The sequence below is a fragment of the Acinetobacter sp. AS23 genome (assembly GCF_023612055.1).
Lineage (GTDB): Bacteria > Pseudomonadota > Gammaproteobacteria > Pseudomonadales > Moraxellaceae > Acinetobacter > Acinetobacter oleivorans.
Map to the genome: position 1 here is coordinate 779,973 of NZ_CP082274.1, position 13,325 is coordinate 793,297.

At 37.4% G+C, this 13,325-nt stretch carries 15 protein-coding genes; 7 read left to right on the top strand and 8 right to left on the bottom strand.

Annotated features, from left to right (window positions below; translation table 11 throughout):
* The first annotated feature begins 9 nt into the window (after nucleotides 1–9).
* Entirely contained in the window at nucleotides 10–819 is an 810-nt protein-coding gene (locus K6I41_RS03805) for a DUF6502 family protein (RefSeq protein ID WP_250375234.1), read from the top strand.
* 16 nt (nucleotides 820–835) lie between these two features.
* On the top strand, nucleotides 836–1,468 hold the full coding sequence (locus tag K6I41_RS03810; RefSeq protein WP_250375751.1) for a hypothetical protein: 633 nt from the start codon (nucleotides 836–838) through the stop codon (nucleotides 1,466–1,468).
* A gap of 71 nt (nucleotides 1,469–1,539) precedes the next feature.
* On the opposite strand, the gene K6I41_RS03815 is transcribed toward K6I41_RS03810, so the two are convergent.
* Nucleotides 1,540–1,920 (bottom strand): winged helix-turn-helix transcriptional regulator, encoded by a 381-nt coding sequence (locus K6I41_RS03815; RefSeq protein WP_005310032.1) that lies wholly within the window; start codon nucleotides 1,918–1,920, stop codon nucleotides 1,540–1,542.
* A gap of 116 nt (nucleotides 1,921–2,036) precedes the next feature.
* On the opposite strand from K6I41_RS03815, the gene K6I41_RS03820 reads away from it, so the two are divergent.
* Nucleotides 2,037–2,597, top strand: a complete 561-nt coding sequence (locus tag K6I41_RS03820) for a flavodoxin family protein (protein ID WP_250375235.1) — start codon at nucleotides 2,037–2,039, stop codon at nucleotides 2,595–2,597.
* Between the two features lie 37 nt (nucleotides 2,598–2,634).
* On the opposite strand, the gene K6I41_RS03825 is transcribed toward K6I41_RS03820, so the two are convergent.
* The 6 genes from K6I41_RS03825 to rpoD all read right to left on the bottom strand — a co-directional run bounded on the left by K6I41_RS03825 (nucleotide 2,635) and on the right by rpoD (nucleotide 9,216).
* Nucleotides 2,635–4,020: an APC family permease gene (locus K6I41_RS03825; protein ID WP_013196978.1), complete on the bottom strand. Its 1,386-nt coding sequence runs from the start codon at nucleotides 4,018–4,020 to the stop codon at nucleotides 2,635–2,637.
* A gap of 266 nt (nucleotides 4,021–4,286) precedes the next feature.
* Nucleotides 4,287–5,471, bottom strand: a complete 1,185-nt coding sequence (locus tag K6I41_RS03830) for an iron-containing alcohol dehydrogenase (RefSeq protein ID WP_004789399.1) — start codon at nucleotides 5,469–5,471, stop codon at nucleotides 4,287–4,289.
* 1 nt (nucleotide 5,472) lies between these two features.
* Nucleotides 5,473–6,006, bottom strand: coding sequence for a hypothetical protein (locus tag K6I41_RS03835; protein WP_004789401.1), 534 nt, complete (start codon nucleotides 6,004–6,006; stop codon nucleotides 5,473–5,475).
* Between the two features lie 81 nt (nucleotides 6,007–6,087).
* Nucleotides 6,088–6,741 (bottom strand): lipoyl(octanoyl) transferase LipB, encoded by a 654-nt coding sequence (gene lipB, locus K6I41_RS03840; protein WP_005310047.1) that lies wholly within the window; start codon nucleotides 6,739–6,741, stop codon nucleotides 6,088–6,090.
* A 206-nt stretch (nucleotides 6,742–6,947) separates the two neighbouring features.
* Complete coding sequence (locus K6I41_RS03845; RefSeq protein ID WP_002116017.1) at nucleotides 6,948–7,235, bottom strand: YbeD family protein; 288 nt, start codon at nucleotides 7,233–7,235, stop codon at nucleotides 6,948–6,950.
* 97 nt (nucleotides 7,236–7,332) lie between these two features.
* On the bottom strand, nucleotides 7,333–9,216 hold the full coding sequence (rpoD, locus tag K6I41_RS03850; RefSeq protein WP_005310050.1) for an RNA polymerase sigma factor RpoD: 1,884 nt from the start codon (nucleotides 9,214–9,216) through the stop codon (nucleotides 7,333–7,335).
* A 358-nt stretch (nucleotides 9,217–9,574) separates the two neighbouring features.
* Here rpoD and K6I41_RS03855 point away from each other — a divergent pair, with 358 nt between their 5' ends.
* The 3 genes from K6I41_RS03855 to K6I41_RS03865 all read left to right on the top strand — a co-directional run bounded on the left by K6I41_RS03855 (nucleotide 9,575) and on the right by K6I41_RS03865 (nucleotide 11,695).
* Nucleotides 9,575–9,781: a PA3496 family putative envelope integrity protein gene (locus K6I41_RS03855; protein ID WP_002116495.1), complete on the top strand. Its 207-nt coding sequence runs from the start codon at nucleotides 9,575–9,577 to the stop codon at nucleotides 9,779–9,781.
* A gap of 74 nt (nucleotides 9,782–9,855) precedes the next feature.
* Nucleotides 9,856–10,380, top strand: a complete 525-nt coding sequence (locus K6I41_RS03860; RefSeq protein WP_004789407.1) for a YecA/YgfB family protein — start codon at nucleotides 9,856–9,858, stop codon at nucleotides 10,378–10,380.
* A gap of 226 nt (nucleotides 10,381–10,606) precedes the next feature.
* Entirely contained in the window at nucleotides 10,607–11,695 is a 1,089-nt protein-coding gene (locus tag K6I41_RS03865) for a hypothetical protein (protein ID WP_250375752.1), read from the top strand.
* Nucleotides 11,696–11,766: 71 nt separating this feature from the next.
* Here the strand turns inward: K6I41_RS03865 and trhO are convergent, their stop codons facing one another.
* Nucleotides 11,767–12,699 (bottom strand): oxygen-dependent tRNA uridine(34) hydroxylase TrhO, encoded by a 933-nt coding sequence (trhO, locus tag K6I41_RS03870; protein ID WP_005310055.1) that lies wholly within the window; start codon nucleotides 12,697–12,699, stop codon nucleotides 11,767–11,769.
* A 111-nt stretch (nucleotides 12,700–12,810) separates the two neighbouring features.
* Here trhO and K6I41_RS03875 point away from each other — a divergent pair, with 111 nt between their 5' ends.
* On the top strand, nucleotides 12,811–13,296 hold the full coding sequence (locus K6I41_RS03875) for a DUF1289 domain-containing protein (RefSeq protein WP_005310058.1): 486 nt from the start codon (nucleotides 12,811–12,813) through the stop codon (nucleotides 13,294–13,296).
* The last annotated feature ends 29 nt before the right edge of the window (nucleotides 13,297–13,325 follow it).

Consider the following 13,325-nt stretch of genomic DNA (forward strand, 5'->3'; position numbering starts at 1 on the left):
TGTTACCCTATGACCACACTCCAAACGAACAATGCAGAACTTAATCAGAAGCAGGTATTAATGTTAATGGAATACCTGACGCAATGGTTAATTCGTTCAGGAGTGGGATATAACGACTTTGCGACTGCTTTGAAACCTGTTTTCTATCAACAGGCTTTAACTGAGCTAGAGCGTATAGAACAAAAGCCAACTGATTCAGCGGTCAGTTTACTTTCAGGGTTACATCGCAAAGATGTGAATGCATTTAAAAAGGCGATGCAGGCTGGGCAGCCTTTAACAGAAGCAAAAGTAGCAGAGCCAGTAAGTGTTCCTGCTCGGGTGATTGGCTTGTGGCTTGCAGAGGGATTGGCAGAAAAAATTCCGTTTATTAGCGAAGATCAGATTAGCTTTGAAAGTTTGGTAAAGAAAGTTTCAACCGAAAAACACCCAAGATCTATTTTGAACGAACTTGAGCGTCTGAACATTGTGAAAGAAGAAGATGGCCTTGTGGTATTGCAGCAGCGTAGTTTTATGCCTGATGTTGAGCAATTCGAGGTTCGAAAATTATTAACGAATAACTTAGAGGCACATTTAGCTGCCGGAGTTCATAATTTATTTCAGCCAGAAAAAGAACCCTATTTAGAACAAGCAATTTTTGCTGATGAACTAACAGATGAATCGATTACTTTACTCAAAGAAGCAAGTTTACGCTTATGGGAAGATCTATCATTAAAAGTACTCAAGTTAGCCATTGAACGTTGTGCACTCGATGAAGGAAAAGAGGGTGCAACCAAAACTTTCCGTTTCGGAGCTTATCAATATGATGAAAACAACTTATAAAAAACTAATAATATCCATGAGTTTCATTTTGATGGGTGGTCTTTTGACTGCTTGCGGAGAGGATTTATTCGCAGGTGGTGCCAGTTTAGGTGGATCGGGAAATCCGACTAAACCCGGTAAACCAGGTGATTATGAAACACCTGCCGATGGTGAGAAAGGTGACTCAAAAGATAATGAAATCTGGTTACCCGCACCTGTTGAAGATGACTGTAATGACTTGCATCGTAAACTACAGTTCTTAAATAATGTAACGCGTGAACCTATCGAAAAAGAAACGGTTTTTAAATATGCACAGCAGTTAACTTTAAATGGCACAATTGCTTTGCAGATTACTCAAACTAATAAGGGATTAGAGAAAATACAAGAACGACAACCTGCGTGTTATGTGCCTTTAGAACTCTATTTATTTGGTAATACTAAACGTTCTTATCCAGAAAATGAGTGTAAAGAGATTCAAACTTACGAATATCAGCCTAATGAAACCAAAACTTTTATTGTCAATTATCCTGCATTTGAAGTCATGAATGGTACTTGGAAATATGGTCTAGAAAGCACCTATTTGAAAAATGAGCAGGAGTTAAAACAATGCGAACCTTTAACTATTCAATTTAAAATAAGTGCGCCGCCTGAATCCATTAAAATTAATTAAGTTGAGCGGCTTTTAAGCTAAGAGAAAAGCTTAATTGATCAAGTTCAATAAAATTTTAAAGGATTTATGGGTTAAGCTTGCTCTAGCACTTTTCCATCATAAGTCATTTGGGCTGCTAAAACTTGCTCAATATTGGTTTCAGCCCATTCCTTTAATTGAAATGCCATGGAAGCTACATTTTGCCCTAAAGCGGTAAGTGAGTAATCAACACGAATTGGGGATGTATTCTGAATTTTACGCTCAATAAAACCGTCTCTCTCCAGCATTTTTAACTTCTGTGATAAGACCTTAGGGGAGATACCTTGAATATTCTTTTTGAGCAAATTGAAGTGCTGAGTTTCTTCCTCAAGAACATTTAAAATCAATAAAACCCATTTATCTGCAATTTTTTCAAAAAATAAACGAGCAGGGCAATGTTGTTGAAAAATATTATATTTTAGACATTCATTCATACCATTTACCTATAATTTTTTGAAAAATTACCCTAGTTACCAACTAGTAACTAATTGACACCTAGTTTCTAAAATATATCATAAAGTGGAATTTAATAAAACAAAGGTTTGCTCCCATGTCTAACTCTAATATCGCGGTTGTATATTTCTCTGGTTATGGTCACACTAAAGTCGTGGCTGAAACGTTTGCAAAAGAAATTAATGCTCAGCTCATCCAAATTGATCAAGAGGGAAATATTACTGATCAAGATTGGCAGACATTAAATGATGTGAAGGGGATTGTTTTTGGTGCGCCTACTTATATGGGTACAGCGCCATGGCAGTTTAAAAAGTTTGCTGATGCAACTTCAAAAGTGTGGTTTACACGTGGTTGGCAAGATAAAGTATTTGCAGGTTTTACAAACAGCGCGAGCTTAAATGGTGATAAGCAAGTAACTCTTATTCAACTACAAACTTTAGCATCACAGCATGGTGGCATTTGGGTGAGTCTTGGTTTATTGCCAGCAAATACGAAAGATGCAACACGTGAAGATGTAAACAACTTAGGCGGCTCAGTTGGGCTTTTAGTTCAATCGCCTTCGGATGCAAGTGTGGAAGAGGTTCCAACAGGTGATCTTGAAACAGCAAAACTTTATGCTCAACGTGTACAAAGCATTGTAAATAAAATTTTTGGTTAATTTAACCATAAAAAAGGCGCTTTAAGCGCCTTTTTTATTACTCATGTTCATTATGCTGTGGAGCATTATATTTAAAGCCTTTGGTTTTATAGGCCAAATAACCTACACCAATAACGGCCCAAGCTAAGCCAATTTGTAAGGCAAGCTTATCAATCTCTAACCACATCATAAACACACTGGCAAAACCAAGCGTTGGTATAGCAATATAATTAATGATGTCTTTAAGCGTTTTATTCTTGCCATCTCTTAATGCATAGCGAGAAACTACAGAGAAGTTAACAAAACTAAAAGCAGTTAAAGCACCAAAACTAATCAAGTTAACAATATGTTCAAGATCTAAAAAGCCAGCAGATAAAGCAACCACACCAACAATAAGAATGTTATAAGTTGGAGTATGCAATTTTGGACTGATATGACCAAATAATTTCTTGTTGATGACTCCATCTCGTCCCATCACATACATTAAGCGTGATACGCCCGCATGTGCAGAAATACCTGATGCCATCACAGCGACTACAGCAAAATATAAAACCAAAGTTTTAAACATCAAACTACCAATCGCAGCGACCATCACAGGTTGTGATTCATCTAAAGGATTGAAGTAAGTGTTTGGGTTGCTTGGGAAATATAATTGGATGAAGTAAGTACTTACAATGAAAATAATACCTGCAAGTAATGCTGTAGAAAAAATAGCTTTTGGTAGCGTTTTTTCTGCATCTTTTGTTTCTTCAGCAAGAGAAGATAAAGCATCAAATCCGGTAAAAGAGAAGCAGAGTACAGTCGCGCCAGCAATTAAAGAACTGACAGACGTCATATCGTTCCAAAAAGGAGTTAATGACCACAATGCTGCTTTATCTGGATTTAAAGTTCCATCTGCATATACACCTTGAGTAAGTAAGATATATACTTGATAAACAAAATAAAAAATTACGCCAAGCTGAATAACAACAATCGTACTGTTAAAACGTGCAACGAACCGTGCACCAAATAAATTAATAACAGTCATGAGCGTTGTTAAACCAATCACCCATAACCAGTTATTTACTTCTGGAAAAAGAGCTCTTAGATAAATATCTGCCAAGATAATATTAACAAGCGGTGACAGTAGATAGTCTAACCAAGAAGACCAACCCACCATAAAGCCAACATTAGGGTGAATTGATTTTTGAGCATACGTATAAGCCGACCCAGAAGAAGGGTAGCGCTTAATCATATGTCCATAACTGATCGATGTTAATAAGATTGCGACTAATGCAAAAATGTAGGAAGTTGGTACATGACCACCACTTCGTTCTGACACTAAACCAAAAGTATCAAATAACGTTAAGGGCTGAATGTAAGCTAAACCAATAATAACAATATGCCAAAGTACAAGATTCTTTTGAAGCTTGCCTGTTGGTTTAGTCCCAGATAAATTTGTCAACGGCGTTATCCTCATAATCGTTGATCAAGGATCAGCTTGGTGTTAAGGATCGTTTGAGACGAACGATCCCCCCTACAGAAAAAGATAAAGTGCGCCAATCTATCCTAAATTGATATAAATTGTCAGTACTTTCATCTATTTTTTAGCAATTTTTTTGCCATATGTTTCAAATAAAATAATCAATAAAAATGCTTAGTGACAAAAAAGGTCTGATTCATTATATAAATCAGACCTTTATGGAGTTTCTTGGAGTTTAACTTATCGAATTACCAAGCTTTTTCTAAGATATCTCGGATATCTTTTAAGCTTGCTTCTTTCGGGTTGTAAATAATTGAGCCATCATTTAGTGCTTTTTCTGCAACTTCATCAAGCTGTGCTTCAGTTACTTTACCTGTTTCACGTAGAGTGCGTGGTAACTTTGTTAAAGTAAATAGGCGATCACGCATTGCTAAGATAGTCGTAATTGCTCTATCTGCACGCTGGGTTGCAGGAGTTTGTGCATAAATATCTGCACCAGCAAGTGGTAATAGCAACTCACCAATTTTCTGACCATTTACTTGTTTATTATATTCAAGTACGTAAGGTAAGAATAAATTCATGCATAGGCCGTGGGGTAGGTGAGCAACAGCACCTAAAGCATGCCCTAAAGAGTGAACTAAGCCAACCATTGAATTAGAAAATGCAATACCCGCCATTGTAGAAGCTTGTGCTAACTCTAAGCGGCCTTGTGAGTCATTTGGGTTTTCTAAGACATTAAAGAGATTTTCACTAATCTTTTTAATTCCGGCACTTGCATAAGCATCACTTAATGGATTGGCAGCCATACATGTATAGGCTTCAACACAATGCGTTAATGCATCCATACCAGTCATTGCAGTTAAATGAGGCGGTAATGTAAGCGTCATACGCGGATCCAAAATCGCTGCATGTGGCATTAAATAATATGAAGCAAATGCTAACTTAACATTCTTTTGAGTATCTGAAACCACGGCAACCATTGTTACTTCAGAACCAGTACCAGAAGTTGTTGGAATCACAAAAAATGGTTTTAATGGTTTCGGTAGGTTATGAGCACCTGCATATTGCAATAAGTCATTTCCACCTTCAGAAACTAAAATATTAGTTGCTTTAGAAGTATCTATAACTGAGCCACCACCTACAGCAATGATCGCATCACATTTGTTTGCACGATAAGCTTCTGCTGCAAGACGAACGACCTCTAAACTCGAGTCGGGTGGAACATCATCAAAAACATGGCCAATGACAGCATCAGTTGTACTAAATGCAGCTTCAATTGGATTTAATAAGCCGTTTGCACGTACACCCTTATCTGTAATGATAAGAGGGCGTTTTGCACCCAAAGTTGCAAGCTCAAACGGAATATGTTCTAGCGCAGCATTACCAGCAATGACTTTTACAGGACAAAAGAATTCGTAATATGGTTTGGCCATGTTATGCGCTCCGCTTGAAATAGGACTTGGCTACTTTTAGATAAATATTTGCAGCCTCGTTGAATTTTTCTTTTAGGCTCAGTTCGGTTGGGTATTCTTTGACTGCTAGTGAAGCAACCAATTTAGGTAAAATAAGAGCTTCCATTTTATTTAGGCAGCGTACTAAGCGAATAGCAGCAGATACATCACCATCGGCAATCATTCGGTCATTGGCAAATGCTTGAGCAGTACTTTCTTGAAAAGAAAACACTAAAAAGGCATGGGTGACATGTTTGAATGTAATCGTTAAGTCTGGTTTTCTTTCAGCTCTTTGAAGTAGTTCTAACTGTTTGTCTTCTGTCACTCGAGCAAAAAATGCTGGTCCATTCGGGAAAACATTCATTGAAAGTACAAAGTGAACAGGAAATTTAGATACTTCCTCTTGTATTTCAGTGTCCACTTGACTTGCCATGACCAAGCCACGCCCAATAACATCCATCATGAGCTTAACGTAGGCAAGTTGCAGAGTCGGCTTTACCGCTTTTGTCGAAATCACTCGCGTATCCCTTGTTAAAATTATGCGAAAGCAAATTTAGAGTAATTACTCTAATCCATTTTTATTTCATCGCAAAGCGATTTATTCATATTTGACTTTAGGGTCATTAAAGTACCCAGTACTATTAATATACTCAATAAAGTCCTGACAAAGTTGACCAAATGATGGATAAGGAGTCACTAAATCTTGTATACGTACCATTTCTAAGCCTGCATAGCCGCAAGGGTTGATGGTCTGGAATCCATCTAAGGCACAGTCCAAGTTTAATGCTAATCCATGATAACTACGACCACGACGAATTTTAAAACCTAAAGAACCGATCTTGCGGCCATCTACATATACCCCAGGTGCATCGGGCTTGGCATAAGCTTCAATTCCATATTTTTTTAAAACATCTATCATGAATTGTTCAGCAAAACTGACCAATGTACGTACGTTCCATTTTAGACGATTAAGATCAAACATGAAGTAAGCCACAAGTTGACCGGGTCCATGCCAAGTCACTTGTCCGCCACGATCAGTTTGCACTACAGGAATATCTGAAGAAATTAGGATGTGCTCAGGTTTACCAGCTTGACCTTGTGTTAAGACATTATGATGTTGAAGTAACCATAACTCATCAGGCGTATCTTGATCACGCTCGTTTGTTAAGAGTTTCATGGTTTCGAACTTGCTTTGATAATCTTGTAAATCGTTCCATTGGCGAATGATCAAGTTTGGTTTATCAAGGCTCATCACAATATCTTCCTATAAGTTGGTTTCTGCGGCACCCAGTTAATATCTGCAAGATAGAAGCCGAAAACCCTGTAATTTTAAAGGATTTTATAATAGGGTTTCTAAATATTTGTATTGTTTTTTCACTGTTTGATAGCTTAAAAATTTCTCAAAAAAAATACCACAGTAATAGTGTCTGACTGTGGTATTGATTGAAGAACTGAAAATTAAAGCGCAGTTCTAATCTGCGGGCAAGCAGCCAAGTCGGCATAAAGTGCATGAACTTGTTCTAATTCTTCAAAGCGCAATTGTGCTGTTAAAGAATGATACTTGCCGGTGCGAGATTCTTGAACTTTTAATGTTGAGTGGTCGAAGTCTGGGAAATGTTTCACCAAAATGTCGACTACAGCAACACGTAATTCTTCACCCGCATCGCCAATAAGTTTAATTGGATAATCCATCGGAAATACCCAAAGATGTTCTTGTAGTTCGCGAGATGGAGTGCGGTCTAACATAAGTTACCTCATGATTTGAAACGCCTGCATTATCGCAGGCGTTTATAGCTCTTTCTATTAAATGGGGCTTGGGTTTGAAATTTCAAGCCTTCAAAACTTAGTCATTTTCCAAGAAAGAACGTAAGTGTTCAGAACGAGAAGGGTGACGTAATTTACGCAATGCTTTCGCTTCAATCTGACGAATACGTTCACGTGTTACGTCAAACTGCTTGCCCACTTCTTCTAGTGTGTGATCGGTTGGCATATCAATACCAAAACGCATCTTCAATACTTTTGCTTCACGTTCAGTTAAGTTTTCCAATACTTCGCGTGTTGCTTCTTTTAAGCCTTCTGAAGTCGCAGCATCAATTGGAGAAGTGATGTTTTGATCTTCAATGAAATCACCAAGATGCGAATCTTCATCATCACCAATAGGTGTTTCCATTGAAATCGGTTCTTTGGCAATCTTAAGTACCTTACGAACCTTAACTTCGTCCATTTCTAAACGTTCACCTAATTCTTCAGGTGTTGGTTCACGGCCCATTTCTTGTAACAATTGACGAGATACACGGTTGATCTTGTTAATCGTTTCAATCATATGTACAGGAATACGAATTGTACGAGCCTGATCGGCAATCGAACGGGTAATCGCCTGACGGATCCACCAAGTTGCATAAGTCGAGAATTTATAACCACGACGATATTCAAACTTGTCTACCGCTTTCATCAAACCAATGTTCCCTTCTTGAATCAAGTCAAGGAACTGTAAACCACGGTTGGTATATTTCTTCGCAATCGAAATTACCAAACGAAGGTTGGCTTCTACCATTTCTTTCTTAGCACGGCGTGCTTTCGCTTCGCCAATCGCCATACGCTTAGAAATATCTTTAATTTCAGCAACGCTTAAACTAAGTTCTTTCTCAATATCTGCAATTTTTTGCTGGAATGCTAAAACATCTGGGCGAACTTTTTCTAAATGCGCCTTGATTTCAGCAGGAGCTTTAGCAATCTGTTCATCTAACCAAGCTGGATTAGATTCTTGCTTAGGGAAAGATGTACGGAATTGAGTACGGTCCATACGGCCACGACGTACTGCATAACGCATGATTTCACGTTCATTGGCACGAATTTGTTCATGTGTGCCACGAATCATTTCAGAAATGATATCGAATAAACGTGGTGTAAATTTAAACATCATGAATACAGTAGCTAAAGCTTCTAAAGCTTCATCTGCTTCAGGGCTATTACGCCCATGTTTCTCAATAATACCTTTTGTCTTAGTCCATGCAGATTCAAGTTCATTAAAACGAATCTTTGCAACTTCAGGGTCTGGACCAGACTCACCTTCAGAATCATCGTCGCTTTCTGACTCTTCGTCTTCTTCGTCATCGTCAAGCTTAACTTCTTTTGCTGGTGTAGCTGGCGCATCATCTTCTTCAAGTTCTGTTTCTTCTTCTAGAACTTCAGGAATATCTTCGTCAGTTTCCGGATCAAGATAGCCAGATAAAATATCGGCAAGGCGACGTTCGCCAGTCAAGAAATCATTATATTCTTTTAATACAACTTCAACAGCATTTGGCCAGTACGCAATTGAGTTAAGGACATCACGAATCCCTTCTTCAATACGTTTTGCAATGCTGATTTCACCTTCACGGGTTAACAGTTCAACTGTACCCATTTCACGCATGTACATACGTACAGGATCTGTCGTACGTCCAGGCTCATTTTCAACCGATGCAAGTACGGCAGCAGCTTCTTCTTCAGCAACTTCATCGGCTGTGTCAGTTGACTCACCGAACATGGTATCGTCAGATTCAGGTGCACGCTCGTGTACAGGAATACCAACGTCTTGAAGCATTTGAATAATGTCTTCAATCTGTTCGCTTTCAGTAATCGAGTCCGGCAGATGATCGTTAACCTCAGCGTAAGTTAAGTAACCTTGTTCTTTGCCTCGGCTAATCAGAGCCGCTACTTGAGAAGTAGGGGAATGCATATCGCTCATCTTTGCTTACTCTTCGTTGAATCTGTGGCAGTGAAAAACCGTGCATGATAGCACAATTTGCTTGAAATGTTTTGGGTTTGATCGGTAACCGTTAAATAAAAAATATCTTTGAATTCACGTCTGTTTTTTGAATATTGGGCTAAAATCATTTTTTTCAAGCTTAAACCATAGAAAAGATCATAGAATTTTTTCTTGATCAAAAAAATAGTTGAGTTTTATAAATACACAATTTTTCGGGTGAAAAAAAGTACAAATATGCAGTTTAATGAAAAAAATATAAATAAAACTTGACATGATTCTGTAAGAGAGATAAATAGCGCCTAGACCCATTCACATTTTTTCATTAGAGGTAGTTTTAGTGTCTTCTACAGATTTTGAACTAGATGATAACTACGGTGATGATGATGATGTCGGTTTTGATGAGTCATCAGGCAAAATCACTGCGAAAGAATCATTAGAAAAACGTAGATTAATTGATGATCTATTGGCTCAACGCCGTTTAGAGCGTGAGTTGAAAGATTTTGATTACGATTTAGACGATGATGATCTTGATGATGAAGACTAATCAAATCTGAATAGGGCATCGTCGGCTTAAATGCTATTCTATCGTAGATTTCTTTTTTATAGTCAGGTAACACAATGAGTGCGTTAGATTTAGACCAATTAAGTGAATATCTAGATGGAGACCACAATGAGTATGGTCTAGATTTCGCTGCAACTCATGGTTTTCTGTGTGCAATTGCAGTAGGCCCTCAGTTTGACCGTTGGTTAGATGAGCTGTTTGATAATAACCATAAAAAGGTTCCTGCTGAAATTATTCAGCAAATCAAGGCGTGGTTAGAGTCAATTCGACAAGACTTAGCAAATGAGAATGGAATTGTATTTCCATTTGAAATTGAAGAAGCTGATGTTGAATCTAGCTTAGGCGACTGGAGTGTGGGATTTGTTGATGCGATGTTCTTAAATGAAGAGGCATGGTTTGCCCCTGAACATGAAGAACAATTAATTGATTTAACTTTACCAATGATGGTATTTAGTGGAATTGATGAAGAAGATCCGCAGATGGAATCTTTCCGTCGTAATGGACAGTTAATGGATGAACTGGCAGAAGAAATTCCAGATAATTTGAATGAATTATATTTGATGTACCATACTCCAAATTAATTTATTAGAAGAAATAATAAATAACGTCCTTTCTAGGGCGTTTTTTATTACCTGAATTTTTTAATAGGTAATTGAGCATAATAATATTTTTACATTAATTTTATTTATATATAATATTTATTGTTATTTTAAAATTATACTTTTAATAGAGTTTAATTTACCTATCATCATGTATTAGTCCATGGTTGATATAAAAATTTTTAGTGTTATAACAATGCGATTTAATATGAATATAATTTGTAAAATTAGTGGCTTGCTCTCAGTAATATTGCTTATAGCTTGTGGTGGTGAAAATAGTAACAGTGTTAGTGAGGATAAAATTTCACAATCTAATCAAAATGAAGTTACTTATAAATTAATCTCTGGTACAGCATTTTCAAATTCTGCTTTGAATGGTGCAAATGTAACAGCAATTTGTAAAGATGGAGCTGGTTTTAAAAATACTGTAAATGTTAATGTCCAAGGTAAATGGCAAGGTGAAGTAGACAATAGTAAGTTTCCTTGTCGTTTACAGGTAAAGGCTAATGGACAAAGCTACTATAGTTATGTCGAGCGTGAGGATAATGTAAATATTAATCCGCTTACGGATATGGTCGTTGCTTATGCTAGTAACCAAGTTCCTGGAACGTGGTATCAATCTGGAACCATGACTACAGAAAAGTTAAATTCTGCAAATTCTGCTTTGGTAGCTGAACTTATTAAAAAGGGGTATGGTATTAATAATGATATGGATCTATTTAATGCTGAGATGAAAGCAAATAATCCTATTCATCAAGCTATTCAAGAGTTATTGGAAGCTATTAAGAATAATAGAGACATTAAAGACTATGATGCACTGTTAATGTTAATTAAAGATGGAAATTTATCTCAATTACCGGTGAAATCAGATCAAATTCTTGTCAATCCTTTAAATATTAATATAGATACGACGGCTTGCCAACAATATGACTCAGGTATAATTGAAAGATATAATTATTGTACTTCAGATGTTTTACCTGATTTTAAGGAAGATCAGTTAATTACACCTTTTGGTGAAAAGTGTAGTTTAACAAAAGTGGGTGATATGCTCACAGTTAGTAATGGTAAATTGACTATATCTACGTTTATCAATAAAGACGAGAATGATGGGATTCCTTCGAAAACATCTATTGGTACTTTATTTGTAGCCTCTAATCCTGTTTTATCGGCCCAAGAGGATGTTTTATATAATATTGGAATTTCATTTCTGACTAATGGGCAAATTAATGGTGTAAGTGCTGGTAATGGGGAGGGTGATGCTTTAGTTTGTGCAACAACTAGATCACGTACCTCATAATAACGACTCATATCTTAAATTTGCTTTATATAACCTATTATGAAGAGGGCATCATTTGATGCCCTCTTTTATTACAAGCGTTTACGCTTTGCAGCTGCAATTTGCGACTGGCGCATACGGAAACCAGCTTTTTGTTTTTCAGTTGTCTTGTCGATGCAATACACGCATGAAACACCATGTTCATAACTCGTTAAAGCTGACTCTTCTGGAGTTAATGGCCAACCACACGCATGACATTTAATATTTACGCCTTCTTCAACGCCATGAGTTACAGCTGTACGTCCGTCAAATACGAAACATTCGCCTTCCCATAAACTTTCATCGGCTGGGGTTTCTTCTAAGTATTTAAGGATACCGCCTTTGAGGTGATAAACCTCTTGGAAGCCTTCTTGAAGAAGTAAAGATGTTGATTTTTCACAGCGAATACCACCTGTGCAGAACATCGCAATTTTTTTATCTTTATGTTGCTCTAGCTCTTTTTTGACATATTCTGGGAACTCGCGGAATGTCTCGGTTTTCGGGTCGATTGCACCTTTGAAAGTACCCGCCTTATATTCATAGTCATTACGCGTGTCGATTAAAATTACATCATCACGTGCAATTAAATCATTCCATTCTTTTGGATCAAGGTAGTGGCCCACTAAGTCGCGGGGTTTAACCTCAACACCTAAAGTCACAATTTCTTCTTTAAGTTTAACTTTCATTTTACGGAAAGGTTTGTCAGAGCTATGGGATTCTTTGTATTCCATAGAAGCAAAACCTTCATTAAGCAAAAATTGATAGAGACTATCAATTGCTACACGATCGCCCGCAACAGTACCATTAATTCCTTCACCTGCTACAATCAGAGTTCCACAAAGGTTAATTGTTTTCACTAAGTCTAATAGACGTTGCTGAAGATCTGCAGGATCTTGAACTTCTTTAAATTGATATAGTGCTGCAACAACCCAACCCGCGGTCGCTTGCTGTTCTACAGGTGCAAGCTGTTCTACAGTAGCGTTCATGGAAAACTCCAAATGTATTAAGATATAAATTTAAGGCGCATATTTTAGCGCGAAAATGTGTAATAAGCGAGAAAACCATAAAAAGTATATGGTTTATTTAAGGAGTTTGTTTTGAGTAATGATCATCGAATGCTCTCTCTCACCCCATGTGCAGGGCGTTGTTCAACAGTTTTTGGTGATCAGGTGTGCCGTGGTTGTCGCCGTTTTAACCATGAAGTGATTCAATGGAATACGTATACAGCAGAGCAACGCTTGGCTGTGTGGAAGCGCTTAGATGATCAGTTGAATCAAATCCTAGTACCTATGTTGCCTCATGCGAACTTACAGCATGTAGAGGGATTTATTTTAAGTAAGCGTGTTCGGTTGATGGAAGGGGCGAGTAAAGGTCGCAAGCTTTATCATGCTTTAAAAATATGTGAAAAAAATAAGCATCTGGCAACAGAAAGTGGTTTGGGTATTTCAGAACCTCAAGTCAAAACAATCTGGGTTGAATTTGAAAGACGTGTTCTAGCTTTGGCTAAAGCGAGTTATGAGTTGGCTTGGTTAAGAGCTGATGGAATTAGTCATCATTTATTAAGTGTGTTTGATGAAGAATAAGTTTTTAAATTGAATTGAAAATACCACAA

Coding starts and splice junctions, on each gene's coding strand:
- K6I41_RS03865 (WP_250375752.1), top strand. CDS start 10,607: ATGAATATAATTTGTAAAATTAGTGGCTTGCTCTCAGTAATATTGCTT.
- K6I41_RS03845 (WP_002116017.1), bottom strand. CDS start 7,235: ATGTTAGACCGCACTCCATCTCGCGAACTACAAGAACATCTTTGGGTA.
- K6I41_RS03830 (WP_004789399.1), bottom strand. CDS start 5,471: ATGGCCAAACCATATTACGAATTCTTTTGTCCTGTAAAAGTCATTGCT.
- K6I41_RS03805 (WP_250375234.1), top strand. CDS start 10: ATGACCACACTCCAAACGAACAATGCAGAACTTAATCAGAAGCAGGTA.
- trhO (WP_005310055.1), bottom strand. CDS start 12,699: ATGAACGCTACTGTAGAACAGCTTGCACCTGTAGAACAGCAAGCGACC.
- K6I41_RS03815 (WP_005310032.1), bottom strand. CDS start 1,920: ATGAATGAATGTCTAAAATATAATATTTTTCAACAACATTGCCCTGCT.
- lipB (WP_005310047.1), bottom strand. CDS start 6,741: ATGAGCCTTGATAAACCAAACTTGATCATTCGCCAATGGAACGATTTA.
- K6I41_RS03810 (WP_250375751.1), top strand. CDS start 836: ATGAGTTTCATTTTGATGGGTGGTCTTTTGACTGCTTGCGGAGAGGAT.
- K6I41_RS03860 (WP_004789407.1), top strand. CDS start 9,856: ATGAGTGCGTTAGATTTAGACCAATTAAGTGAATATCTAGATGGAGAC.
- K6I41_RS03820 (WP_250375235.1), top strand. CDS start 2,037: ATGTCTAACTCTAATATCGCGGTTGTATATTTCTCTGGTTATGGTCAC.
- rpoD (WP_005310050.1), bottom strand. CDS start 9,216: ATGAGCGATATGCATTCCCCTACTTCTCAAGTAGCGGCTCTGATTAGC.